Source organism: Streptomyces uncialis (assembly GCF_001905345.1).
In the GTDB taxonomy this organism is placed as follows: domain Bacteria; phylum Actinomycetota; class Actinomycetes; order Streptomycetales; family Streptomycetaceae; genus Streptomyces; species Streptomyces uncialis.
On record NZ_LFBV01000007.1, the window covers coordinates 145,774 to 171,101 of the forward strand.

Genomic DNA, 25,328 nt, shown 5'->3' on the forward strand with positions numbered 1-25,328 from the left:
ATGTGTGGCATCGCAGGCACTTACCGATGGCCGGACGGGAAGGTCGTGACCGACCGGCTCACCGATGTCCTCGCCCACCGCGGTCCGGACGGGGCGGGCCGCTACAGCCACTCCCTCGGCGACGGCGAAGTACACCTCGGGCACCGTCGGCTGGCCATCATCGACCTGTCCGGGACCGGCGCCCAGCCGATGGTCTCGGACGGCCTCGCCCTCACGTACAACGGCGAGCTGTACAACGCGCCCGAACTGCGCACCGAACTGGCGTCCGCCGGGGTGCGCTTCCGCGGGACCTCCGACACCGAGGTGCTGCTGGAGGCCTGGCGGCGCTGGGGCACGGACTGCCTGCCCCGGCTGCGCGGCATGTTCGCGTTCGCGGTCTTCGACGAACGGACCGGCGAACTGGTGCTCGCCCGCGACCAGCTCGGCATCAAGCCGCTGTTCCTGCTGCGGCGCGGTACGGGCCTGATGTTCGCCTCCGAGCTCAAGGCGCTCGCCGCCGTGACCGACGGGTCCCTGGAGGTGGACCACGCGGCGCTGGTGGCCTCACTCCTCTACTACTGGGTGCCCGACTCGCGCTGCGCGTTCCGCGAGGCGGAGAAGCTGCCGCCGGGGAGCTGGCTGCGCTGCCGGGCCGACGGCCGGGTCGAGCGCGGCACGTACTGGAACCTCCGGGACATCGCCCACGAAGGGCGGGAGCTGGCCCGCGCCGGTGAGCAGCCGGACCTGGGCGCCGTCGTCGAGGAGTCGACCCGGCGGCACATGCTCTCCGACGTACCCGTGGCCACCTTCCTCTCCGGCGGCCTCGACTCCAGCTATCTGACCGCGCTGGCGGCCCGCCACCAACCCGGGATCTCCGCCTACACGATCGGCTTCCGGGCCGAGGACACCAAGTTCGAGGCGATGCCGGACGATCTGCGCTACGCCCGGCAGGTGGCCGAGCGGTACGGCGTCGACCTGCACGAGATCGAGATCGCCCCGCAGGTGACCGATCTGCTGCCGCGGATGACCCACCATCTGGACGAGCCGATCGGCGACCCCGCGGCGATCAACACCTATCTGATCTGCTCGGCCGCCCGGGAGGCCGGGGTCAAGGTGATGCTCTCCGGGATGGGCGCCGACGAACTGTTCGCCGGATACCGCAAGCACCTGGCCAACGTCCTCGCGCTGCGCTACCAGCGCGTCCCGCGCCCCCTGCGGCGCGGACTGTCCCGGACCGTGGACCGGCTGCCGGTCGCCACATCCCGCCGGGGCTACCGGTCGGTGCGCTTCGCGAAGCGGTTCCTCTCCTTCGCGGATCTGCCGGAGGAGACCGCGTTCCGGCGCAGCTACACCATGTACGACCGGGGCGAGCTGCTCGCGCTGATCGATCCGGACCTGGCCGGGACCGTCGACGACGTGCTCACCGAGCACGCGGACACCTACCAGGACAACGACCTCGACGACTTCGTGAACCGTATGTGCCTCACCGACGCCCGGATGTTCCTGCCGGGCCTGAACCTCGCCTACACGGACCGCTCCAGCATGGCCGCGTCCACCGAGGTACGGGTGCCGTACGTGGACGTCGAGGTGGTCAAGGCGGCGTTCGCGGTGCCCGGCGACCGCAAGATCGTCGGACGTCAGGGCAAGGTCGTCCTCAAGGAGGCGGCCACCTCGATCCTGCCCCGGGAGATCGCGTACCGGCCCAAGGGCCTGTTCAGCGCACCGCTGCGGGCCTGGATGAGCCGGGACCTGGCACCGCTGGTGCGCGAAGTGGTGAACGACGGGGTGCTCGTCAACTCCGGGTTCCTGCGCCGCGACGCGCTGGCACGGCTCGTCGCCGAGGACGCCTCCGGACAGCGCGACTTCTCCAAGCATCTGTGGCATGTGCTGACCCTTGAGTACTGGTACCGCGGCGCGACCTCCGGCTCCGGCCGGAGCCAGTCGGTCTGACGCCTTGACGACGTAGGAACAAGAGGAGCTCCGGTGAAACAGGTTGTGCAGAACTACAAGAGCGGCGAGCTGGCGCTGCTCGACGTACCGGTGCCGGGGTGCAAGCCGGGCGGTGTGCTGGTCCGCAGCGCCTACTCGCTGATCTCCACCGGTACCGAGCTGATGAAGGTGTCCGAGGCCGGCATGTCGATGCTGGGCAAGGCCCGCTCCCGGCCGGACCAGGTGGCCAAGGTCATGCAGAGCGTGGCCACCAACGGGGTACCCGCGACCTACCGCAAGGTGATGGGCAAGCTGGACTCCTGGACGCCGCTCGGCTACTCGCTGTGCGGGGTGGTCGAGCAGGTCGGCAGCGGGATCGACGATGTGAAGGTCGGCGACGTCGTCGCCTGCGCCGGCAACGAGCACGCGCTGCACGCCGAGCTGAACTGGGTGCCGAAGAACCTGTACACCCCGGTGCCCGACGGCCTCGCGCCGCGGCACGCCGCCTTCGGCACCGTCGGGTCGATCGCCTTGCAGGGCGTCCGCCGCGGCGAGTCCCAGCTCGGTGATGTGGCGCTGGTCATCGGCCTCGGGCTGATCGGACAGCTGGTGGTGCAGTTGCTCGCCGCCTCAGGGGTCCGTGTCGTCGGGGTCGACCCCGACCCGGCGCGCTGCGAACTCGCCGCGCGCCTGGGCGCCGCGGCCTGCGGCGATCCCGCGTCCGCCGCCGTCGAGGCCGCCGTCGCCGAGCTCACCGGCGGTCACGGCGTGGACCAGGTGTACCTGGCGGCCGGCGGCGACAGCAACCAGCCCGTCGAGCTGGCCGTCCGGCTGAGCCGGGACCGCGGCCGGGTCATCGACATCGGCAAGTGCCGCCTCGACCTGCCGTGGAACGCGTACTACATGAAGGAGCTCGACGTCCGGTTCTCCCGCTCGTACGGTCCCGGGCGCTACGACCCGGAGTACGAACTGGAGGGGCGGGACTACCCCATCGGCTATGTGCGCTGGACCGAGCGCCGCAACCTGGCGTGCTTCCTCGACCTCCACGCCCGCGGCCGTATCGACGTGGAACCGTTGATCTCGCACCTCGCCGACTTCGACGACGCCGTCGAGACGTACCAGCGGCTGAAGGACGGCGACCTGAAGGCCGTGGCCGTGCTGTTCCGCTACCCCGGCCACACCGAGCACACGGCCGAGGCACAGGCCCCGGAGGTCGCCGTGCCCGAGGTGCGGCGCGGCGGCGCGGTGTCCACCCGGAACCGGTCCGCCACGGCGCCGGTGCGGCTGGCGTTCGTCGGCGCGGGGAACTACGCGACGTCGATGCTGCTGCCGCATCTGGCCCGGCGCGACGGTGTCGAGTTGTCCACGGTCGTCACCACCACGGCGCTGTCCGGGGTCAACGCGCAGCGGAAGTTCGGCTTCACCGCGGCGAGCACCGATCTCGACGCCGCGCTCGGGGACCCGTCCGTCGACGCGGTGTTCGTGGTCACCCGGCACAGCTCGCACGCCGAACTGACCCGCAAGGCACTCCTCGCGGGCAAGGCGGTCTTCGTGGAGAAGCCGCTGGCGCTCGACCAGGGCGAGCTGGCCGGTGTGCTCGCGGCGGTGGAGGAGTCCGGCAACGACCGGCTCCAGGTGGGCTTCAACCGCCGGTTCGCGCCGCTGCTCCAGGAGGCCAGGAAGCGGTTCGGCGCCCGCAGCGGTCCGGCGAGCCTGCGCTATCTGATCAACGCGGGACGGCTGGACAACGGCAGCTGGTACCTCCAGCAGAACACCGAGGGCTCGCGGTTCGCCGGTGAGGGCGGGCACTTCATCGACACGGCGAGCTGGCTGCTCGGTGCCGACCCGGTCTCGGTGTACGCGGTCGCCACGTCCGGCAACGAGGACCTCCAGGTCGTGCTGCGCTACCCGGACGGGTCCACCGCCACCCTCAGCTATGTCACCACCGGTTCGTCCGACTTCCCCAAGGAGACGCTGGACCTGATCGCGGACGGCAAGGTGCTGCGGCTCGACGACTTCGTCCGTGCCTCCGTGCACGGCCGCAAGCGGTGGAACAGCCCGCGGCTGGCCAAGGCCCGTGACAAGGGGCAGCGCGCCGAACTGGACGCGTTCCTCACGGCCGTGCGGACCGGCGGACCGATGCCGGTGCCGGTGGAGTCGCTGGTCGCCACCACGGCGGCCACCTTCGCCGTGCGGGCCGCACTGGCCGGCGGCGCGCCGGTGACGCTGGCGGCGGCGCGATGACCATGAGCGCGGGCTGGTACCTGCGGCGGCTGTCCCGGATGGGACCGCGGGAGGTCGGCGGCCGGGCGGGCGACGCGGTCCGCAGACGCCGGTGGCGGTCCGGGGTGCCCGACAGCCCGAGCGTCACGGGTGCCCGCTTCACCTCGGTGCTGCCCGCCGGGACGATCGCCGCGGTGCCGCCGGACGCCGCGAAACGTCTCGTCGCCGAGGCGGACCGGCTGATGGCCGGGCACGCCGAATGGTTCGGCGTGGAGCGCGACGACCTGGCCGACCCGGACTGGTGGTACGACCCGAAGACCGGGCGCCGGGCGCCGTCCGGCTACGCCTTCGACGTGCCGTACCGCAGCGAGGACGCGGTCGGCGACATCAAGCAGATCTGGGAGCCGTCCCGGCACCAGTACCTCACCGTGCTCGCCGCCGCCTACGCGCTCACCGGGGACGAGCGGTACGCCGAGCGGGTGGCCGCGCATCTGCGGTCGTGGTGGGCGGCCAACCCGCCGCTGCGCGGGGTGCACTGGATCAGCGGTATCGAGCTGGGAATCCGGCTGCTGTCCTGGGTGTGGACCCGCCGACTGCTCGACGGCTGGCCGGGCGCGGCCGGGCTGTTCGAGGGCAACCCGGAGGCGCTCCACCAGATCTGGCACCACCAGCGCTGGCTGGCCGCCTTCCCCAGCCGCGGGTCCTCGGCGAACAACCACATCATCGCGGAGGCCGCCGGGCAGTTCGCCGCGGCGTGCGCGTTCGACTGGTTCCCCTCCTCCGCGCGCTGGCGGGCCGACGCGCTGCGGTCCCTGGAGCGGCATCTGCGGAGCAACACCTTCCCCTCCGGCCTCAACCGCGAGCTGGCCACCGAGTACCACGGCCTTGTGCTCGAACTCGGGCTGGCCGCGGTGGCCGAGGCGGATGCCGCCGAGGTGCCGGTCCCCGGCTCCGTCCGGCTGGTGCTGCTGCGGATGACCGACGCGCTCGCGGCCGTCGTGGACGACCGGCTCCGGCCGCCGCGCCAGGGGGACTCGGACGACGGCCACGGTCTGATCGTGGACGGCGCGGGCACCGACCGCTGGGCCTCGCTGCTGGCCACCGGGGACGCCGTGTTCGGCCGGCTCACCTGGTGGCCGGAGGTGACGGGCACCGATGTGCGCACCCCGCTGCTGGCCGCGCTCATCCGGTCCACGCCGCCGGCGGTGACCCGCCCGGCGAACCGGCCGGCCCGCTTCGCCGACGCGGGACTCACCATCCTGCGCGGTCCGGCGGGGATCTGGTGCCGCTGCGACGGCGGTCCGCACGGCTTCCTGTCCATCGCCGCGCACGCCCACGCGGACGCGCTGTCCGTGGAGGTCCGGCACGACGGGGTCGACGTACTCTCCGACCCGGGGACGTACTGCTACCACGGACAGCCCGAGTGGCGTCAGTACTTCCGGTCCACCCTCGGCCACAACACCCTGGAGCTGGGCGGCGCCGACCAGTCCGTCTCCGGCGGCCCGTTCCTGTGGACCCGGCAGGCCCGCAGCCGGGTCCTGGCCACGGAGACCGGGGAGACGGCCGACGGGGGTGTGGCCCGCTGGTGCGCCGAGCACGACGGATACCAGGGCTCCGTGCACCGCCGCCGGGTGGAGCTGACCGGGGCGGGCCAGGAACTGCGGATCACCGACGAGGTGAGCGGCCCGCGCAAGGCGGCGCGGCTGGCGTTCCACCTCGGGCCCGCGATCACCGCGGACCTGGTGGGCAACCGGGCACAGCTCACCTGGACCCGGGACGGTGAGGACCGCTCCGCGGTGCTCGACCTGCCCGGGGAGTTGAGCTGGCGGGCGCATCGCGGCGAGACCGGCCCGCCACTGGGCTGGTACTCCGCCGGATTCGGGCGCAAGGAACCCAGCACCACGCTCGTCGGCACCGGATTCGCCGACGGCGCGAGCGGGTTCACCACCGTCCTCGGATTCCACGGCTAGGGGGGCGCGTGGGGATCAAGTGGCGGAACTGGGCGTTACCGGTGGTGGCACCGGCCCTGCTGGCGAGCGGCTGCGTGAGCGCACCGGTCGCCCCGGCGGAGCCGTCCGCCGCGCCGTCCGCGTCCGTGGCCCGGCCGGTGGCCCGGGTGTGCGCCAAGCCCGCGGCGGGACCGGCGAAGGCACCGGCGGGCGCGGTGACCGTCGACCCCGCGGTGGTCGGTGACCTGGCCGCGAAGACCCGGACCAGCCCCGCGCACACCACGTTCTGGCTCCGGCCCGGCAAGCACGGGCTCGGGCCGGACCGCTTCTCCCAGGTCGTCCCCAAGAAGGGCAACCGCTACCTCGGCGCGCCCGGAGCGGTGCTCGACGGCCGCAGGACCAACCAGTACGCGTTCGGCGGTGACGCCCAGGACGTCACCATCCGCCATCTGACCGTCCAGGGTTTCGTCGCACCGCACGACGAAGGTGTGGTCAACCACGACTCGGCCGACGGCTGGGTGATCGAGCACACGAAGATCCAGCACAACTCCGGCGCCGGGCTGATGGCCGGTGCCCGCCAGCAGGTCCGTGCCAGCTGTCTGCGCGGCAACGGCCAGTACGGCATGAACGCGTACAAGGGCGCCGGTCAGGTCAAGGGCCTGGTCGTCGAGGGCAACGAGATCGTGGCCAACAACACCGACGGCTGGGAGCGGCGACGGCCCGGCTGCGGCTGCACCGGAGGCGTGAAGTTCTGGGCCGTCGACGGCGCCGACATACGCGGCAACTGGGTCCACGACAACCGCGGACCCGGGCTCTGGGTGGACACCAACAACAACGACTTCCGTATCGAGGACAACGTCCTCGACGCCAACGACGGCGCCGCCCTGATCTACGAGACCAGCTACAACGCGGTCATCCGGAACAACACCATCCGGCGCAACAACTGGGTCGAGGGCCGCCGGAACGCCGAGCGCGGCGACAACTTCCCCTTCGCGACCGTCTATCTGTCCGAGTCCGGCGGCGAACCACGTGTCCCGGCCCGCACGAACAAGATCGAGATCTACCGGAACGTGCTGGAGGACAACTGGTCCGGGATCACCCTGTGGGAGAACGCCGACCGGTTCTGCAACAGCCCCGCCAACACCTCGTCCGGCGACTGCACGCTGCTGGTGCGGGACACCGACCGCTGCGCCCGGCCGGGGATCGCCAGCGCACCGCTCCACGCCGACTGCCGGTGGCGGACCCAGCGGGTGGACATCCACCACAACCGCTTCGTGCTGGACACCTCCGTCGTCGGATGCACGGCGAAGTGCGACCGCATGGCGGTGCTGGCCAACTACGGCACCTACCCGGACTGGTCGCCGTACCAGGGCGACCAGGTGTCCGAGGCGATCACCCTCAAGCAGCACAACCGCTGGCACCACAACGTGTACGTCGGACCCTGGGAGTTCGTCGCCCACGACCCGAGCCGGGTCCTCGACTTCGGGCAGTGGCAGTCCGCGCCCTACCAGCAGGACGCGGACAGCACCCTCGACCCACGGGCCGGTGGTTGAGATGGCCGGGAACCCGCGGCACGACGGGACACCGGGCGGACCCGGCGCGACGGGCACGCGCCCCGGCGCGACCGGCACGCCGACCGGTGCCGAACCACGCCCCGGCACACCGAAGGCCGTCGGGATCGTCTGGGGACTGCTGGTCCTCAACACACTCGGCTCCGCCGGGGCCAAGACCATCGTCCCGCTGCCCCGCTCCCTCATCCAGATGGTCACCATGGGCGCGCTGGTCGCCGCGTTCGCCCTGGCCCTCGCACTCAACCTCCGGCTGCGCGTGCGGCCCGGCGCCTATGTGTCCCTGCTCACCCTGCTGCTGGTGCCGAGCGTGATCTCCAGCGCGTATCTGGAGTCCGGGTTCGGCGCGCTGTTCCGCTGCACCCGGCTGGCGCTCTTCGTCGGCACGCTGTGGCTGCTCAGCCGCTGGTGGGACGGCGGCCTGACGTTCGTCCGGCATCACATCCGGATCTACTTCGCGGTGCTCGGATCGGTGGCCGCGGGCGCGGTCGTCTCGCCGGGCGCGGCCATGCCCGAGCTCTACGGCGGACGGCTGGTCGGCGCGTTGTGGCCGCTCACCCCGCCGCAGATCGGACAGTACGCCGCGGTGATCATCGGGCTCACCGTGCTGCTCCTCGTCGGCCGCCGGACCGACAGGGCGAGTGCCGCGGTCGTCATCGTGCTGTCGTTCGTCCTGCTCGCGCTGACCCATACCCGTACGGCCACCCTCGGTCTGCTCATCGGGCTGACGCTGGCGATCGGCTCGCTCGTCATGACCAGCGCCGCCGCCCGCCGGTTCTTCGCCTGGGCGGTGCTGATCGCCGTGGTGGCCGCGGTGGCGTTCAACTCCGCGCTCCAGGCGTGGTTCCTGCGCGGCCAGAGCCAGGAGAACTTCTCCAACCTCACCGGCCGGGCCAAGGTCTGGGACGCCTTGCTGGCAGCCCCCCGGACCGGCTCGGAGCAGCTGTTCGGCGTGGGCCTGGGCGACAAGTCGTACGGCGGACTGCCGATCGACAACAGCTGGCTGGCCGTCTACCACGAGCAGGGCCTCACCGGCACGGCCCTCGTGGTGGCGGTCTTCGTCGTGCTGGGCGGTGTCGCGCTGCTGCGGCCACCGTCGCTGCACCGGGCCTGCGCGATCTTCCTGATCAGCTACTGCGCCATCGCGTCGTACACCGAGGCCGGGCTGGGCGACGCCTCGCCGTATCTGCTGCATCTGGCCGTGGCCGCCTCCCTGCTGGCGGCACCCGCCGTGACCGCGCCGCCCCCGACCCCCGCAGTACCCCGACGACGTCTCCCGGGCCGGGCCCGGGAATCGGAGGTGACCTGAGCATGCATGTCCTCGTGGTGCACAACCGCTACTCCTCGGCTCAGCCGAGCGGGGAGAACAACGTCGTCGACCAGGAGACGGAACTGCTGCGCGCGGCCGGCCACCGGGTCGGGCTGTTCGAACGGCGCAGCGACGACATCCCCGCCCGCTCCCTGCCGGGCAAGGCCGCGATACCGCTGCTGGTGCCGTGGAACCCGGCGGTCCGCAAGGAGCTCGCCACCCGGCTGCGCGCCGAGCGGCCGGACGTGGTGCACATCCACAACGTCTTCCCGCTCCTGTCGCCCGCGGTGCTGGCCGCCTGCGCCGACGCCGGTGTGCCCGCCGTCGCCACCCTGCACAACTACACCCAGGTCTGCCCGCCCGGCACGCTCCAGCGGGACGGCCGGCCGTGCACCGAGTGCGTCGGGTCGACACCGCTGCCCGCCGTCCGGCACGGCTGCTACCGGAACTCCAGGCTGGCGACGGTGCCGCTCGCGGTCAGCCTTGCCGTCAACCGGCGGCGGTGGTGGTCCGGTGTGGAGCGGTTCTTCTGCATCTCCGCGGCGCAGCGCGATGTCCTGGTGCGGTCGGGCATGCCGTCCGAGCGGCTGGCGGTGAAGCACAACTTCGTACCCGACCCGGACGACCGGCGAGCGGGCCCCGGCGAACATCTGCTCTATCTCGGCCGGCTCGCGGAGACCAAGGGCGTACGGCTGCTCATGGCCGCGTGGGACGAGATCACCGCGGACGGCGGGGTGGGCGTGCCGCTGGTGATCGCCGGGGCGGGACCCCTGGAGCGGGAGGTGACCGCCTGGGCGGCGGGCCGGGACGATGTGCGGTTCGCCGGTCTGTACGACCCGGCGCGGTGCCGTCGGGCCATCGCGCGGTCGGTCGCCGTGGTGGCCCCCTCGACCTGGCTGGAGGCGTTCGGTCTGGTGGTCGTGGAGGCGATGGCCGCGGGCGTCCCGGTGGTCGCCGCCGGACACGGCGCCTTCGTCGAACTCGTCGAGGACGGGGTGACCGGGCTGCTGCACCAGCCGAACGACCCCGCCTCGCTCGCGTCCCGGCTGCGCCGGATCACGGCCGAGCCGGACCGCAACCGGGAGATGGGCCGGGCGGCCCGGCGCCGATACGAGCAGGACTTCAGCCCGGCCGTCGGGCTGGAGCGCCTGGTGGAGGGGTACCGCACCGCGATCGCGGGCCGGTCGGGCGGCGGGGACGGCCCGCCGCCCGCAGAAGACGGAAGCACTGGCCCGCGACGGGGAACCCGCGCGGGCGGAGATGGGGGAAGTAGATGACACGATGCCGACTCTGCGGCTCGGCGGCGCTGGAAAGCGTCGTCGACCTGGGAGCGACCCCGCCGTGCGAGAGTTTCCTCGCCGCGGACCAACTGGACCTGCCGGAACCGGCGTACCCGCTGCACCTGCGGGTGTGCACCGACTGCTGGCTCGCGCAGATCCCTCCGCTGATCACCCCGGAGGAGACGTTCACGCAGTACGCGTACTTCTCCTCCTACTCGACGTCCTGGGTGGAGCACGCGCGCACCTACGTCGCCGACACCGTCGAGCGGCTGGGCCTCGGCGCCGACGCCTTCGTGGTCGAGGTCGCGAGCAACGACGGCTATCTGCTGAAGCACATGGTGGACCGCGGTGTCCGCTGCCTCGGCATCGAACCATCGGTGAACGTGGGCGCCGCGGCGCGCGAGGCGGGGGTGCCCACGGTCACGGAGTTCCTCTCCCCGGACACCGCCGCCGCCGTCCGCGCCGAGCACGGCCCGGCAGACCTGGTCGTGGCCAACAACGTCTACGCGCACATCCCCGACGTGGTCGGATTCACGAAGGGGCTGCGCGCCCTGGTCGCCGACGACGGCTGGGTCTCCATCGAGGTGCACCATCTGCTGACCCTGATCGAGCAGAACCAGTACGACACGATCTACCACGAGCACTTCCAGTACTACACGGTCGCGTCCGCGATCCGGGCGCTGGCCAGCGGCGGACTCACACTCGTGGACGTCGAACTGCTGCCCACCCACGGCGGCTCCATCCGGCTGTGGGCCAGGCCCTCCGAGGCGGCCGGCGAGCCCAGCCGGGCGGTGTCCGACGTACTGGCCCAGGAGAAGGCCGCCGGACTCCAGGAGCTGTCCGGGTACACCGAGTTCTCCGCCCGGGTGGCCAAGGTGCGCCGGGACCTCCTGCGGTTCCTCATCGAGGCGGCCGAGCGCGGCGAGACGGTCGTCGGCTACGGCGCCCCGGGCAAGGGCAACACCCTGCTCAACCACTGCGGTGTCCGGCCCGACCTGCTCCCGTACACGGTCGACCGCAACCCGTACAAGCACGGCAGGTTCACCCCGGGCGCCCGTATCCCGATCCTGCCGCCCGAGCGGATAGCCGCCGACCGGCCGGACTACGTGCTCGTCCTGCCCTGGAACCTGCGGGACGAACTGGTCGAGCAGCTGTCCTTCGTGCACACCTGGGGCGGCCGGCTGGTCTTCCCCGTTCCGGAACTGAGCATTGTCGACGCCGCGTCATGAAAGAGGTCACAGCATGAAGGTCGTACTGTTCTGCGGCGGCTACGGGATGCGCATGCGCGACGGAGCCGCGGACGACGTACCCAAACCGATGGCGATGGTCGGCCCACGCCCGCTGATCTGGCACGTCATGCGCTACTACGCGCACTTCGGGCACACGGAGTTCATCCTGTGCCTCGGCTACGGCGCCCACCACATCAAGGACTACTTCCTCAACTACGAGGAGACGACGTCCAACGACTTCGTCCTGCGGGGCGGGCGCACCGAACTGCTGTCCACCGACATCGCCTCCTGGACGATCACCTTCGTGCAGACCGGCATCGAGTCACCGATCGGGGAGCGGCTGCGCCGGGTGCGGCACCATCTGGACGGCGACGAGATGTTCCTCGCCAACTACGCCGATGTGCTCACCGACGCCCCGCTGCCCGAGATGATCGACCGGTTCGCCCGGCGCGACGCCGGCGCGTCGATGACGGTCGTGCCGCCGCAGTCCTCGTTCCACTGCGTGGAACTGGGCGACAACGGCCTGGTAGGAGGCATCACCGCGGTCAGCGAACTGCCGCTGTGGGAGAACGGCGGCTACTTCGTGCTCCGTCAGGAGGTCTTCGACCACATTCCCGAGAACGGGGACCTGGTCGCCGACGGATGCGCCGAACTGGCCAAGCGCGGGCGGCTGGTGGCGTACCAGCACCGCGGCTTCTGGAAGCCGACCGACACGGTGAAGGAGCGGGCCGCGCTCGACACCGCGTACACCCGGGGCGACCGCCCGTGGGCCGTATGGGAACGGGACGGCGCGGGGACGTACCAGCACAGCGGCAGCGGCGGAACGGTGACCGCGTGATACGGCTCGGGGCGGGACGCCTGGACCGCGTCGTCGCGGTGGGCGCGCACTGCGACGACATCGCCATCGGCGCGGGCGGCACCCTGCTGACGATGTGCCTCGCGCGGCCGGACCTCCGCGTCGACGCGCTGGTGCTCTCCGGCGGTGGCGGCGAGCGGGAACGGGAGGAGCGCGCCGCGCTCGCCGCCTTCTGCCCCGGCGCCGATCTGCGGCTGACCGTGCTCAAACTGCCGGACGGCCGGCTGCCGACCCACTGGGACGAGGCCAAGACCGCCGTCGAGGAACTGCGCGAGCGCACCGAACCGGACCTCGTACTGGCCCCGCGCACCGAGGACGCGCACCAGGACCACCGCGTCCTGGCGAAGCTCATGACCACCGCGTTCCGCGACCACCTCGTACTCGGCTACGAGATCGTCAAATGGGACGGCGACCTCGGCCGCCCGACGGCGTACCAGCCGCTGTCACCCGACACCGCCGAACGCAAGGTGCGGCTGCTCCAGGAGCACTACCCCTCGCAGCGGCACCGGCCCTGGTACGACCGGGAGGCCTTCCTGGGCCTCGCACGCATCCGCGGAATCGAATGCCACACGCGCTACGCCGAGGCCTTCGCCGCCACCAAACTCACTCTCGACCTGGGGGAATGAACCTTGCGCGTACTTCTGACGGGACACCAGGGCTACCTGGGCACCGTGATGGCCCCGGTACTCGGCTCGGCCGGACACGAGGTCGTCGGACTGGACTCCGGCCTCTTCGCCGACTGCGTGCTGGGCCCGCCGCCCGCCGACCCGCCGGGACACCGGGTGGACCTCCGTGACATCACGGCCGAACACCTGGCCGGGGTGGACGCCGTGATCCATCTGGCCGCGCTGTCCAACGACCCGCTGGGCGCACTCGCTCCCGACCTCACCTACGACATCAACCACCACGCGTCCGTGCGACTGGCCGAACTGGCCCGCGACGCCGGAGTACGGCGCTTCCTGTACGCCTCGACCTGCTCCGTCTACGGCGCCGCCGGCGGCGGCGACCTGGTGGCAGAGGACGCCCCGCTGCGCCCCGTGACCCCGTACGCGGAGTCCAAGGTGCGGGTGGAGGACGACCTGCACGCGCTGGCCGACGGCGACTTCAGCCCGGTGTACATGCGCAACGCCACCGCCTTCGGCTACTCACCCCGGCTGCGCGCCGACATCGTGCTGAACAACCTGGTGGGCCACGCCCTGCTGTCCGGCGAGGTGCTCGTGCTCTCCGACGGCACTCCCTGGCGCCCGCTCGTGCACGCCGCCGACATCGCACGGGCCTTCGCCGCCGCGCTCACCGCGCCCCGGGAGGCGGTGCACGACCGGGCGTTCAACATCGGCAGCGAGATCAACAACGTCACCGTCGCGGAGATCGCCGCACAGGTCGCCGAGGCGGTCTCCGGCTCACGGGTGGTGATCACCGGCGAGACCGGCGCCGATCCGCGGTCGTACCGGGTGGACTTCTCCCGGTTCCGCGCCGCGATCCCCGGCTTCGACTGCGAATGGACGGTCAAGCGGGGCGCCCTCGAACTCGCCGACGCCTACCGGGAACACGCCCTGACCCGCGAGGACTTCGAGCGTCGCTTCACCCGGCTCGCCGTGCTGCGCGCGGCGTCCGACGCCGGAACCGTCGACGACACCCTGCGGTGGCGCCGATGACGACGACCGGCGAGCAGATGCACGCACTGGTGGAGCGGCTGTACCCGCTGTGCCGGAGCATCACCGGCGACGGGGTGCGCGACACCCTGGAGATCGTCGGCGAGTACCTTCCGCTCCAAACGCACGAGGTGCCGACGGGGACGCGGGTGCTCGACTGGACGGTGCCGCAGGAGTGGAACATCCGCGACGCGTACATCGCCGACACCGCCGGCAACCGCGTCGTCGACTTCGCCGCGTCCAGCCTCCACGTGCTCGGCTACAGCGTGCCGGTGTCGGCGACCATGCCGCTGTCCGAGCTGCGCGCACATCTGCACACCCTGCCCGACCACCCCACCTGGGTGCCCTACCGCACCAGCTACTACAAGCCGGACTGGGGATTCTGCCTGGCCCAGGAGACCCTGGACGCGCTGCCGGACGGCGACTACGAGGTACGCGTCGACTCCACCCTCGCGGACGGCCATCTCACCTACGCCGAACACGTCGTCCCCGGGCAGGTCCCCGACGAGGTGATCGTCTCCTGCCATGTCTGCCACCCGTCGCTGGCCAACGACAACCTGGCGGGCATCGCGGTGGCGACGTTCCTGGCCCGGGCGCTGGCGGAGACGAAGCCCTGGTACACCTACCGCTTCCTGTTCGCGCCCGGCACCATCGGGGCGATCACCTGGCTGGCCCGCAACCGGGAGCGGGTGGACCGGGTCAAGCACGGACTGGTGCTCGCCTGCGCCGGTGACCCGGGACGGCTGACGTACAAGCAGAGCAGACGCGGCGACGCGGAGATCGACCGGGTGATGCGGCATGTGCTGCGCTCCTCCGAACGCCCGCACCACATCACCGAGTTCACTCCCTACGGCTACGACGAGCGGCAGTTCTGCTCGCCCGGGTTCGATCTCGGCGTGGGCTCGCTCAGCCGCACCCCGTACGCCGGATACCCCGAGTACCACACCTCGGCGGACAACCCGGACTTCGTCTCCCCGGAGGCGATGGCGGACACCCTCGCCGTCTGCCGTGAGGCGTTCGGCGTGCTGGACCGCGACCGGCGGTACCGCAACCTCAGCCCCTACGGCGAACCACAGCTGGGCCGACGCGGGTTGTACGAAGCGCTCGGCGGACGCAGCGACGCGAAGCAGGCCCAGATGGCCATGCTGTGGGTGCTCAACCTCTCCGACGGCGAACACAGCCTGCTGGACATCGCCGAGCGGTCCGGGCTGCCGTTCGACACCGTCGCCGGCGCGGCCGACGCCCTGGAGGGCGCCGGGCTGATCAAGGCATGAAACCGATGACCACCGAGGGGGAGAAGGCGAAGGGCGCCCCGGCGGCCCGGCCCGGCGGCGGCCGGGCCCTGGCTGGCCGGCTGTCCTGGGGACTGGCCGACCAGGCGGTCTGCAGCATGACCAACTTCGCGCTGGGCATCTATGTGGCACGCTCCCTGGGGCTCGCCGCGTTCGGTGTGTTCAGCCTGGCCTGGGTGACCTACGGCGTGGTGCTCAGCGTCTCCCGAGGGCTGGCCACCGACCCGCTCGTGGTGCGCTTCAGCGGCGTACCGGACACCGCCTGGCGCGCGGCGACGGCCCGGTCGTCCGGCACCGCGCTCGGCGTCGGCGCCGCCCTCGGCACGGTGTGCCTGGTGGCCGGGCTGGGCTTCGGCGGCGGGCTGGGACACGCGTTCGCCGCCCTCGGCGTCGTACTGCCCGGCCTGCTGCTCCAGGACGCCTGGCGGTACTCGTTCTTCGCCGCCGGTACCGGGCGCAAAGCCTGCGTCAACGACCTCCTGGGGGGCGTCGCGCTCGTCCCGGCCATGCTGGTCGCGGCCCGCGTGGGCAGCGTGGCCGCGTTCGTGCTCGCCTGGGGCGCCGCCGCCGCGGTGGCCGCCGGGTACGGCTTCCTCCAGTCCCGCATCAGGCCCCGGCCGACCGGAGCACGCGAGTGGCTGCGCGAGCACCGCGACCTCGGCTACCGGTACCTGGTCGAGAACGTCAGCCTCAGCGGCGCGGCCCAGCTGCGGGCCTACGGGCTCGGCGCGATCGTCGGCGTCAGCGCGGTCGGGGTGATCCGGGGCGCCGAGCTCCTGCTCGGCCCGTTCCTGGCCGTGCTGATGGGACTGTCACTGGTCACCGTCCCGGAGGCGGCCCGGGTACTGCGGCGGGCCCCGCACCGCCTCGGCCGCTTCTGCCTCCTGCTCAGCGCCGGACAGGCCGCCGCCGCGCTGCTCTGGGGCGCCGCCCTGCTGCTGGTGCCCGACCGCCTCGGTGAACTCGTGCTCGGCGGCGTCTGGCACCCCGCCTCCGCGCTCATCGTGCCCGCCACCCTCGGTGTCGTGGGCGCCGGCCTCGGCGTCGGCGCGGCGGCCGGGCTGCGCGCGCTCGGCGCCGCCCGGCGCAGCCTGCGCAGCCAGCTGTTCGCCTCCGCCTGCTACGTCGTCGGCGGGCTCGGCGGAGCCGCCCTGGCCGGTACGGCCGGCTCCGCCTGGGGCGTGGCCGCCGCGACCGTCAGCGGCTCGGCCGTCTGGTGGCTGCATCTGCGGTCCGCCCTGCGCGAGCGCCAACAGAACCCCATCCGCGAAGTGAGGACCCCATGACCGCCCCTGCCCGGCTGAGCATCGGCCTGCCCGTGTACAACGGCGAGGAGTACCTCGCCGAGTCCTTCGACGCCCTGCTCGGGCAGACCTACGAGGACTTCGAACTGGTCGTCTCCGACAACGCCTCGACCGACGGGACCGAGGACATCTGCCGCCGGTACGCCGCCCTCGACCCCCGTATCCGCTACCTCCGGCTGCCCCGCAACATCGGCGCCGCGCCGAACCACAACCATGTGTTCACCGAGTGCCGCGGCGAACTGTTCAAATGGGCCTCGCACGACGACCTCTACGCCCGGGACCTGCTGAAGCGCTGTGTGGAGGCGCTGGACGAACGGCCGGACATCGTCCTCGCGCACAGCGGCCAGGCGGTCATCGACGGCGACGGCCGGGTGAAGGTCCCCTACGAGTACGGACTCGCCACCGACTCGCCCCACCCGCCGGAGCGCTTCCGCAGTCTGCTCTTCGAGCCCGGCGGCGACGACTTCTACGGGGTGATGCGGGCCGACATGCTGCGCCGGGTGAAGCCGCACGACAGCTACCATCACGCCGACCGCACGTTCGTCGCCGAGATCACCCTGCACGGGCCGTTCCACCAGGTGCCCGAGCTGCTGTACTTCCGCCGCGACCATCCCACCCGCGCCGAGCGGGCCAACCCGGGCAAACGCTCCCGGTGCGTCAACCTGGACCCCCGCCGGGCGGGTCCGCTGCACCCGACACCCCGGCTGCTCGCCGAGTACGTCTGGGGCTTCGTCGCGGCGGTCAAGCGGGCGCCGCTGTCCCCGGCCGACCGGCGCGAGTGCTACCGCCACCTCGCCTCCTGGATGACCAGCCGGGCCCGGCCGGGCGCCGGGGAGCGCGTCGAGGACCGTGCCCCGGTCGACCCGGACCGGCTCACCGTCTCCGTCGACGCGCTCGTCGCCGGCCGCGAAGGCGGGCGCGCGTGAGGTCCGCGCGGGACGCCCCGGTGCGCGTCGGGGTGTTCGGCCTGCTCGGCTCCGGCAACCTCGGCAACGACGGGTCGCTGGAAGCCGTGCTCGGGTACCTCCGGTCCGCGCACCCGGAGGCCGCCGTGGACGCGCTGTGCGGCGGACCCGAGGCCGTCACGGCCCGGTACGGGATACCGGCGACCCGGCTGCACTGGTACCGCGGCGAGTACCGGACCGCGTCCCGAGCGGGCGCGATCGCGGGGAAGGGCCTCGGCAAACTCGTCGACGTCTTCCGCACCGCCGCCTGGGTACGCCGGCACGATGTGGTGATCGTGCCGGGCATGGGCGTCCTGGAGGCCACCCTGCCGCTGCGGCCCTGGGGCTTCCCGTACTCGCTGTTCCTGCTCTGCGCGAGCGGGCGGCTGCTCGGCACCCGGGTCGCGCTGGTCGGTGTCGGCGCCGCCGCGATCCGCAGCCGCCCCACCCGGGCCCTGGTGCGCTGGTCGGCACGGCTGGCGACGTACCGGTCGTACCGGGACGACCTGTCCCGCGACGCGCTGCGGGCGATGGGCGTGGACACCACACGCGACGAGGTCTACCCGGACCTCGCGTTCGCCCTGCCCGTGCCGCCGGCCGACGCGCCCCCCGGCCCGCCGGGCCCGGTCTGTGTCGGCGTCATGGACTTCCACGGCGGCAACGACGACCGTGCCCGGGCCGAGGAGATCCACCGGCGCTACCTCGACGGGACGATCCGCTTCGTCCGCGCGCTGGTCGAGGACGGCCGCCCGGTCCGGCTGCTCACCGGCGACGACGTCGACGCGTCCGTGGTCGCCGCGATCCTCGACGCGGTGGACTCGCCGCTGGTCACCGCCGCCGCCGCGTCCTCACTGGCCGACCTGATGAAGGAGACGGCGGCCGCCGACACCGTGGTCGCGACCCGCTACCACAACCTCGTCTGCGCGCTGAAGGCCGGAACGCCGACACTCGCGCTCAGCTACGCGGCGAAGAGCGACGCGCTGATGGCCCGGATGGGGCTCGACGCGTACCGCCACCCGGCCCGCGAGGTCGACGCCGACCGCCTCCTCGAACAGTTCCGGGCGCTGGAGAGGGAATCGGCGCGGATACGGCGCACCCTCACCGAACGGAACCTGGTCGCCGCCCGGCAACTGGAGCGGCAGTTCACCGCCCTGACCGCGGCCCTCTTCCCGGCCACCGGCCACACCCACGCCCACGCACTGCGGGAGACCCCATGAAAGCGACCGAAGTCCCGGCGATCACCGGCGCGTACCTGTTCGAGTCGACGTCGTACACCGACGAACGCGGTTCCTTCTGCCGCACCTTCGACGCCGACGTGGTCCGCTCGGTGGGCCTCGACCCGGACGCCTTCGTCCAGGACAGCGTGTCCCGCTCGGTCCGGGGGGTCCTGCGCGGACTGCATCTGCGCTCCGGAGCGGGCGAGGCCAAGCTGGTGCGGTGCTCGTACGGGAGGATCTTCGACGTCGTCGTGGACCTGCGGCCCCACTCGCCCACCTACCGCGACCGGGCCTTCTTCGAGCTGACCGACGAGACCCAGACGACCCTGTACATCCCGGCGGGCTGCGCGCACGGCTTCCAGGCGCTGACCGGTACCGCCGACGTCTCGTACCGGATCGACCGCCCGCACGACCCGTCCGAGGACGTGACCATCGCCTTCGACGACCCGGAGCTCGCCATCCCCTGGCCGCTGCCGGTCACCTCGATGTCCCGGCGGGACCGCGAGGCGCCGAGCCTCGCCCAGGTCCTGAAGCACAAGGAAGGATGAGACCGGCGTGGACACCGAAGAGTTCCTCCTGCCCCGCTCACGACTGGCGAACGAGCGGCTGCACACCCTGATCCCCGGCGGCGCCCACACCTACGCCAAGGGCGACGACCAGTACCCCGAGAACCTGGCCCCGGTCATCAGCCACGGCAACGGCGCCCATGTATGGGACATCGACGGCAACCGCTACGTCGAGTACGGCTCCGGCCTGCGGTCGGTCAGCCTCGGCCACGCCCACCCCCGCGTGAACGAGGCCGTACGGCGGCAGCTGGACCGCGGCAGCAACTTCGTCCGGCCGTCCATCGTGGAGGTCGAGGCCGCGGAGCGCTTCCTGGCCACCGTGCCGACCGCCGACATGGTGAAGTTCGCGAAGAACGGCTCCGACGTCACCACCGCCGCGGTACGTCTCGCCCGCGCCGCCACCGGGCGCCCGCGGATCGCCATCTGCGGCGACCATCCGTTCCTCTCCGCCGACGACTGGTTCATCGGCACCACGCCGATGTCCGCCGGCGTTCCGGCGGCGACCACCGAGCTCACCGTCACGTTCCCTTACGGGGATCTGGCCGCCACGGAGGAACTGCTCACCCGGTACCAAGGCGAGGTCGCCTGTCTGATCCTCGAACCCGCCACCCACACCGAGCCGCCGCCCGGATACCTCGCCGGTCTGCGCGAGCTGGCCGACCGGCACGGCTGCGTACTGGTCTTCGACGAGATGATCACCGGCCTGCGCTGGTCCGAGGCGGGCGCCCAGGGCATGTACGGGGTCGTCCCCGACCTCTCCACGTTCGGCAAGGCGCTGGGCAACGGGTTCGCCGTCTCCGCGCTGGCCGGGCGCCGCGACCTCATGGAACTGGGCGGGCTGCGCCACTCCCACGACCGGGTGTTCCTGCTGTCCACCACCCACGGCGCGGAAACACACTCGCTGGCCGCCGCGATGGCCGTGCTCACCACCTATGTCGAGGAGGGCGTCACCGCGCGGCTGCACGCCCTCGGCGAGCGATTGGCCGCCGGTGTCCGCGAGGCCGCGGCCGGTATGGGGGTCGCCGACCACATCGTCGTCCGGGGCCGGGCCAGCAATCTGGTCTTCGCCACCCTCGACGAGAACCGGCAGCCGTCACAGCGGTACCGCACCCTGTTCCTGCGCCGGCTCCTCGCGGGCGGGGTGCTCGCCCCGTCGTTCGTGGTGAGCAGCGCGCTCAGCGACGCCGACATCGACCACACCGTCGACACGGTGGCCCAAGCCTGCGCGGTGTACCGGAAGGCGCTGGACGCCGCCGACCCCACCCCCTGGCTGGCCGGACGACCTATCAAGCCCGTGTTCCGCCGCCTGGCGTGACACGAAGTCAGCGGCGCTCCCGCTGGCGGTCGGCCGTCCGGTCGACCAGCCACGCGGTGGCCGGTGTCACCGCCAGCGCGGTGCACCAGCCGCCGAGGGTGTCGGTCGGGTAGTGCGCGCCCAGCGCGATCTGCGCCCAGCCCATGGCGGCGCCCGCGACCAGCGCCGCCCCCAGCGCGAGCGCCGTCCCGGCCGTCCTGCCGAGGCCGAGCCGCCCGACCGCCAGCAGCGCCGCCATCAGGGCGAGCGCGGTGAGGAAGGCGGTGTGCCCGCTCGGATAGGACAGATGCCCGTCGTGGATGGTGCGTCCCACCAGGGGCTTGAGCAGCTTGGTCGCGCCCACGGTCAGTACGGCGCCTGCCACGACGAGCACCGCGGCGCGCGGCCACCGCAGCAGCAGACAGCCCGACACGGCGGCCACGACCAGCGCCACCGCCCCGGCGGGCTCCGCCAGGAAGTCCACGGCCAGGGCGATGTTCCGCCACGGCGGCGGCACACCGTCCACCGACGGCTGAATCCACCCGTCCACCCCGCCGGGCCGGTTCCGCCCGGCGTACACGACCCCCAGCGCGACACCCAGCAGCGTGGCGAGGACCGCGATCAGCCCGAGCGAGGCGCGCAGCGACGGAGGCAGCACCGGGGGCGTCCGCCGACCGGTCGCGCGTCCGTCGTCCCCCTCCGATCCGGGACGGCTCGCGGTGACCGGTGGCGGATCCTGCGGACCTCGGTCTCCTGAGGCCGGGCGAGGCCGGACCTCTTCACGCCGCCCGACACCAGCCGACGTGACCTTCGGCTTCTGCTCGCGCCGACTCCGCACCAACGAGCCCCCCCCGTCATGTCCGAACCTGGTCCGCGCGGGAGCCGGCGGCCTCTGCGGCCCCGGACCCGCCCAGCCTGTCCCTCATCCGGCCAAGGCATCGGAATCAGCCTTCGATCGGCACCCTAACCAACAATCCGGTCGCGGAAAACCGCCGTCTGACGGTGCCGGGTGTCAGCACTCCGCGAATTCCGGTCCGTATCGCATTTCCGTGCCGGAGCCATGGAATTCCACCGGAACCGCGATCGTGCCCCGGCGGTGGACACGCTCCAACAGAACTCCGTCCAGGGCGAATTCGCCGTCCCGCTGCGCGTCCGCGTCCGCGATCCTATGCTGACACCGAGGGTGGAGACGACCTGGGGGGTCATGCCTGATGAAGGCGGCAAGCAGAGGAACATCCGTACTCAAGTCGGGGGCCAAACGGCTTCTGCGGCGTACCGGATTCGACATCGTGCGCAGTACCAACGTCCAGGGCGGGGTGGACGACTTCATCCCGTTCGAGGCGACGATGCGGGCCGCCCGTGCGGCCGGTCTGTCGATCGGTGACCATATCGACGCGGTCATGAACGGGACGCCTGGCGCCACCCAGTCCACCATCGACGAATTACGCGCGCTCGGCGTCTTCGCCGCCGACCCGAAAACGGTGCTGGAGATCGGCCCCGGGTCCGGACGGTATCTGGAGAAGACCATGAAGGAGTGCTCTCCCGGCCGCTACGAGATCTACGAGACGGCAGCGCCCTGGGCCGGCTATCTCGTGGACACCTTCGGTGTCGTGGCCCAGCCGACCGAGGGAAGCAGTCTCGCTCCGACGCCCGACGGCAGCGTCGACCTCGTCCAGGCCCACAAGGTCTTCAACACCGTGACCTTCCTGGTGGCCGTCCGCTACTTCTTCGAGATGGCCCGGGTCACGCGACCCGGCGGCCGGATCGTCTTCGACGTCATGACGGAGACCTGTCTGGACCCGGCGACGGTAGGCGTCTGGGCGGAGCGGGGCGGCTCGGGGCACGGCTCCTTCCCGGCCGCCCTGCCGCGCCGGACCTGCGTGGACCTCTTCGCGACCCTCGGCTGCGAGCTGGAGGCAGGCTTCACGGCGCCCATGGGTGTCGCCTCCACGGAGGTGCTCGTCTTCGCCAAGAAGGCCTGACCCCGGCGCGAACACCGCTCCCGCGTGTGTGGCGTGTCCTCCCCATGCGAGGACGGATGCCGGGTATACGGCTTCGTGTGAAGATCACCACCGGCACACCACCGGAGACATCGGACGCTCCGACGGCACTCAAGAAGGCGTTGAGCACCCCACTGCTCTACTTCTTCATCCTGGGGGACATCCTCGGCGCGGGCGTGTACGTCCTCGTGGGCCAGATCGCCGGAGCCTCCGGCGGCGCCGTGTGGGTGCCCCTGATCGTGGCGTTGTGCCTGGCCATGCTCACCGCCGCCTCGTATGTCGAGCTGGTCACCAAGTACCCGCGCGCGGGCGGGGCCTGCCACTACGTCAACCTGGCGTTCGGGCCCTTCGCCGGGTTCCTCGCCGGATTCTGCATGCTCGCCGCCGGTGTCGTGGCGGTGGGCGCACTGGCCCGCGGGTTCGGCGGTGACTACCTGTCCGAGTTCGTCTCCCTCCCCACGCTGCTCGTCACGACCGTCTTCCTGGCCGCGCTGGGGCTGCTGAACGCGCGCGGCATCAGGGAATCGACACGGGCCAACGTGGCCGCCACCGTCATCGAGGTCGGCGGACTGCTCCTCGTGATCGGCCTCGGTGCCTGGATCGTGCTGCGCGGCGACGGCGACATGTCGAGGCTGACGGACCTCGGCGCCCCCGGCGAAGGGCCCGCGGCCGCCGCCCTGAGCGGGGCGGTGCTGGCCTACTACTCGTTCGTCGGGTTCGAGACATCCGTCAATGTGGCGGAGGAGACCCTTGACCCACGGCACTCGTACCCGAGGGCGCTCTTCGGCGCGCTGATCACGGCAGGTGTGGTGTACCTCCTGGTCGGCGCGGCCGCGGCGGCGTCCGTGTCCACCGAGAGGCTCGCCGGTTCCGACGGACCACTGCTCGAAGTCGTCCGTGCGGCGGGCGGTGTCCCGTCCCAGCTCTTCAGCGCCATCGCGCTGGTGGCGGTCGCCAATGGCGCGCTGCTCACCGGCATCATGTCGTCACGCCTGGCCTACGGGATGGCCCGGGACGGCCTTCTGCCGCGCTTCCTGACGAGAGTGCTGCCCGGCCGGCGTACGCCGTGGGCGTCGATCGCGGCCACCACGGCTCTCTCGCTGCTGCTCGCGATGACCGGCGACGTGGCGACGCTGGCCTCGACCCTCGTCCTGCTGCTCCTGGTCGTCTTCTTCCTCGTCAACACCTCGGTGCTCGTACTGCGTCGGGACGCCGTCCCACGGGACCACTTCAGGACACCGACGGCCGTCGCCCTCGCCGGGGCGGCGTCCTGCGTCGTGCTCGCGACCCAGATCGAGCGGGAGGTCTGGCTGAGGGGGGCGGCCGTCATCGCGGTGGGCGCCGTCCTGGGCATCGTCGCGGCGGTACGTCTGCGCGGACGGCCCGTCTGAACCTGCGTCGCGGTGTGCGGCACGCGCGGCTGTGGCGACGGGCGCGGATGCCGCACGCGTTCGGCGGTGGCGTCACCGCGGTCACGGTGACGCCACCGCCGAGCGGGACGGTCGCGGACCCGGCCCGTCGGCCGGGCAGTCGGTCAGGGAGCGGACACCCGGGCGAACTCCTCGGTGAAGGCGCCGGTGAAGTCCTTGAGGTCATCGGGCCGCCGGCTGGTGATCAGGGCGTTGGGGCCGTTGCGGCAGACACGCACCGGCTCGTCGACCCAGGTGCCACCCGCGTTGCGGATGTCGGTGCGCAGGCTGGGCCACGACGTCAGGGTCCGCCCGCCGACCACATCCGCCTCGATCAGGGTCCAGGGCGCGTGGCAGATCGCGGCCACGGGTTTTCCGGAGTCGAAGAACGCGCGTACGAACGCCACGGCGGACTCGTCCATGCGGAGCGCGTCGGGATTGGCGACGCCACCCGGCAGCACCAGCCCGTCGAAATCCGCGTGGTCCGTCCCGCCCACCACCTGGTCGACCGGGAATGTGTCGCCGCGGTCGAGGTGATTGAACGCCTGTACACATCCCTCCTCGGTGGAGATCAGCGACGGACTGCCGCCCGCGTCGATCACGGCCTGCCACGGTTCCGTCAGTTCCACCTGTTCGATACCTTCGGGGGCCACCAGAAAGGCGATCCTCACGCTGCTCACTCCTCTCCTGCTCGGTGCCACCAGCGGGAGCGCGCCGGTCGGGGAGCGGCGCCGTCCGCGTGGAGAGCGGCTTCCGGGTACCGCGCTCGGGGTGGCCTCTGGAGCCCCGGCTACCCGTGGCCCACCGGACCATTCACGCCCGGACAGCCTCGTGGCCGAACCGTTCGCGGCCGGCGCGGGGCCGTCGGCTGCTCCGGACCGGGCCCGCCCGCTGGATCGGGCCGACCGGCGTAGGGTCGACCGCGTTGGGGCCGACCGGCGTTCTGCCGTGGTATGTCACCGAAAGCCCCCATTCTATTCGGCGTCCCCTCGTTCCGCAGCGGACGGCGTCCCGCGTGCGAACGGCGGCCACCCGCCGTGCCGGGGGAGTCTCGGGGAAACCTTCCGCGACGTGCTCGTCGAGATGTTCCCCCGAGCCGGGACCGAGGGTGAAGCGGCCGTCGGACAACAGGGCGAGGTACCGCCCGTCCGTGTCGCGTCGCGGGTGAGGAGCGCGGAGGCCGTATGCCGCCGTGACCAGCATATGATCGACACTTGCGGTGATGATTAGGTAAGGCTTACCGTACCCAATCGCACCACTCGGGGCTCGGCCGTCGTACCGGTCCGCCCGCGGCGAGCGCTTCACCGACGCAGCCTGGCCGTCCGCTG

Annotated in this window: 20 protein-coding genes; 18 read left to right on the forward strand and 2 right to left on the reverse strand. The window is 72.1% G+C overall.

Translation table 11 applies throughout. The annotated features are described in order from the left end of the window. From asnB to AB852_RS25290, 16 genes are read left to right on the forward strand one after another with little or no spacing between them, the layout of a single operon-like run. Nucleotides 1–1,929, forward strand: a complete 1,929-nt coding sequence (gene asnB, locus AB852_RS25215; RefSeq protein WP_073792491.1) for an asparagine synthase (glutamine-hydrolyzing) — start codon at nt 1–3, stop codon at nt 1,927–1,929. Between the two features lie 33 nt (nt 1,930–1,962). Further along, nucleotides 1,963–4,152, forward strand: a complete 2,190-nt coding sequence (locus tag AB852_RS25220) for a bi-domain-containing oxidoreductase (protein ID WP_073792492.1) — start codon at nt 1,963–1,965, stop codon at nt 4,150–4,152. Further along, nucleotides 4,149–6,101: a heparinase II/III family protein gene (locus AB852_RS25225; RefSeq protein ID WP_073792493.1), complete on the forward strand. Its 1,953-nt coding sequence runs from the start codon at nt 4,149–4,151 to the stop codon at nt 6,099–6,101. The genes AB852_RS25220 and AB852_RS25225 overlap by 4 nt, the downstream gene beginning before the upstream one ends. A gap of 8 nt (nt 6,102–6,109) precedes the next feature. Further along, nucleotides 6,110–7,633, forward strand: a complete 1,524-nt coding sequence (locus tag AB852_RS25230; protein WP_073792494.1) for a right-handed parallel beta-helix repeat-containing protein — start codon at nt 6,110–6,112, stop codon at nt 7,631–7,633. 1 nt (nt 7,634) lies between these two features. After that, entirely contained in the window at nt 7,635–8,957 is a 1,323-nt protein-coding gene (locus AB852_RS25235) for a hypothetical protein (RefSeq protein WP_073792495.1), read from the forward strand. Between the two features lie 2 nt (nt 8,958–8,959). After that, the gene (locus AB852_RS25240) at nt 8,960–10,234 is read left to right on the forward strand and encodes a glycosyltransferase (protein WP_073792496.1); all 1,275 of its coding nucleotides are present in this window, start codon (nt 8,960–8,962) and stop codon (nt 10,232–10,234) included. Next, nucleotides 10,231–11,466 (forward strand): class I SAM-dependent methyltransferase, encoded by a 1,236-nt coding sequence (locus tag AB852_RS25245; protein ID WP_073792497.1) that lies wholly within the window; start codon nt 10,231–10,233, stop codon nt 11,464–11,466. Before AB852_RS25240 ends, AB852_RS25245 begins: the two co-directional genes overlap by 4 nt. A gap of 13 nt (nt 11,467–11,479) precedes the next feature. After that, nucleotides 11,480–12,304, forward strand: coding sequence for a sugar phosphate nucleotidyltransferase (locus AB852_RS25250; RefSeq protein ID WP_073792498.1), 825 nt, complete (start codon nt 11,480–11,482; stop codon nt 12,302–12,304). Beyond that, nucleotides 12,301–12,948: a PIG-L deacetylase family protein gene (locus AB852_RS25255; RefSeq protein WP_073792499.1), complete on the forward strand. Its 648-nt coding sequence runs from the start codon at nt 12,301–12,303 to the stop codon at nt 12,946–12,948. The genes AB852_RS25250 and AB852_RS25255 overlap by 4 nt, the downstream gene beginning before the upstream one ends. Before the next feature lie 3 nt (nt 12,949–12,951). Continuing rightward, nucleotides 12,952–13,977: an NAD-dependent epimerase/dehydratase family protein gene (locus tag AB852_RS25260; protein ID WP_073792500.1), complete on the forward strand. Its 1,026-nt coding sequence runs from the start codon at nt 12,952–12,954 to the stop codon at nt 13,975–13,977. Further along, nucleotides 13,965–15,248, forward strand: coding sequence for a DUF4910 domain-containing protein (locus AB852_RS25265; RefSeq protein ID WP_073792501.1), 1,284 nt, complete (start codon nt 13,965–13,967; stop codon nt 15,246–15,248). The genes AB852_RS25260 and AB852_RS25265 overlap by 13 nt, the downstream gene beginning before the upstream one ends. Further along, nucleotides 15,245–16,552 (forward strand): MATE family efflux transporter, encoded by a 1,308-nt coding sequence (locus AB852_RS25270; protein ID WP_073792502.1) that lies wholly within the window; start codon nt 15,245–15,247, stop codon nt 16,550–16,552. Before AB852_RS25265 ends, AB852_RS25270 begins: the two co-directional genes overlap by 4 nt. Then, nucleotides 16,549–17,496, forward strand: coding sequence for a glycosyltransferase family 2 protein (locus AB852_RS25275; protein WP_073792503.1), 948 nt, complete (start codon nt 16,549–16,551; stop codon nt 17,494–17,496). Before AB852_RS25270 ends, AB852_RS25275 begins: the two co-directional genes overlap by 4 nt. Continuing rightward, nucleotides 17,493–18,731, forward strand: coding sequence for a polysaccharide pyruvyl transferase family protein (locus tag AB852_RS25280; RefSeq protein ID WP_073792504.1), 1,239 nt, complete (start codon nt 17,493–17,495; stop codon nt 18,729–18,731). The genes AB852_RS25275 and AB852_RS25280 overlap by 4 nt, the downstream gene beginning before the upstream one ends. Further along, on the forward strand, nt 18,728–19,279 hold the full coding sequence (locus tag AB852_RS25285; RefSeq protein WP_073792505.1) for a dTDP-4-dehydrorhamnose 3,5-epimerase family protein: 552 nt from the start codon (nt 18,728–18,730) through the stop codon (nt 19,277–19,279). The genes AB852_RS25280 and AB852_RS25285 overlap by 4 nt, the downstream gene beginning before the upstream one ends. Nucleotides 19,280–19,286: 7 nt before the next feature. Beyond that, on the forward strand, nt 19,287–20,612 hold the full coding sequence (locus tag AB852_RS25290) for a glutamate-1-semialdehyde 2,1-aminomutase (RefSeq protein ID WP_073792506.1): 1,326 nt from the start codon (nt 19,287–19,289) through the stop codon (nt 20,610–20,612). Nucleotides 20,613–20,619: 7 nt separating this feature from the next. On the opposite strand, the gene AB852_RS25295 is transcribed toward AB852_RS25290, so the two are convergent. Then, nucleotides 20,620–21,249, reverse strand: coding sequence for a phosphatase PAP2 family protein (locus AB852_RS25295; protein WP_073792507.1), 630 nt, complete (start codon nt 21,247–21,249; stop codon nt 20,620–20,622). Between the two features lie 553 nt (nt 21,250–21,802). Here AB852_RS25295 and AB852_RS25300 point away from each other — a divergent pair. Both AB852_RS25300 and AB852_RS25305 read left to right on the forward strand, forming a co-directional pair. Further along, nucleotides 21,803–22,573: a class I SAM-dependent methyltransferase gene (locus tag AB852_RS25300; RefSeq protein ID WP_073792508.1), complete on the forward strand. Its 771-nt coding sequence runs from the start codon at nt 21,803–21,805 to the stop codon at nt 22,571–22,573. 77 nt (nt 22,574–22,650) lie between these two features. Further along, nucleotides 22,651–23,982 carry an APC family permease gene (locus AB852_RS25305; RefSeq protein ID WP_245876909.1) on the forward strand — a complete coding sequence of 444 codons (1,332 nt, stop codon included), beginning with the start codon at nt 22,651–22,653 and terminating at the stop codon, nt 23,980–23,982. A gap of 143 nt (nt 23,983–24,125) precedes the next feature. Here the strand turns inward: AB852_RS25305 and AB852_RS25310 are convergent, their stop codons facing one another. Further along, a complete protein-coding gene (locus AB852_RS25310) occupies nt 24,126–24,671 on the reverse strand; it encodes a type 1 glutamine amidotransferase domain-containing protein (RefSeq protein WP_073792509.1) in 546 nt (181 codons plus the stop codon). Nucleotides 24,672–25,328 lie beyond the last annotated feature (657 nt).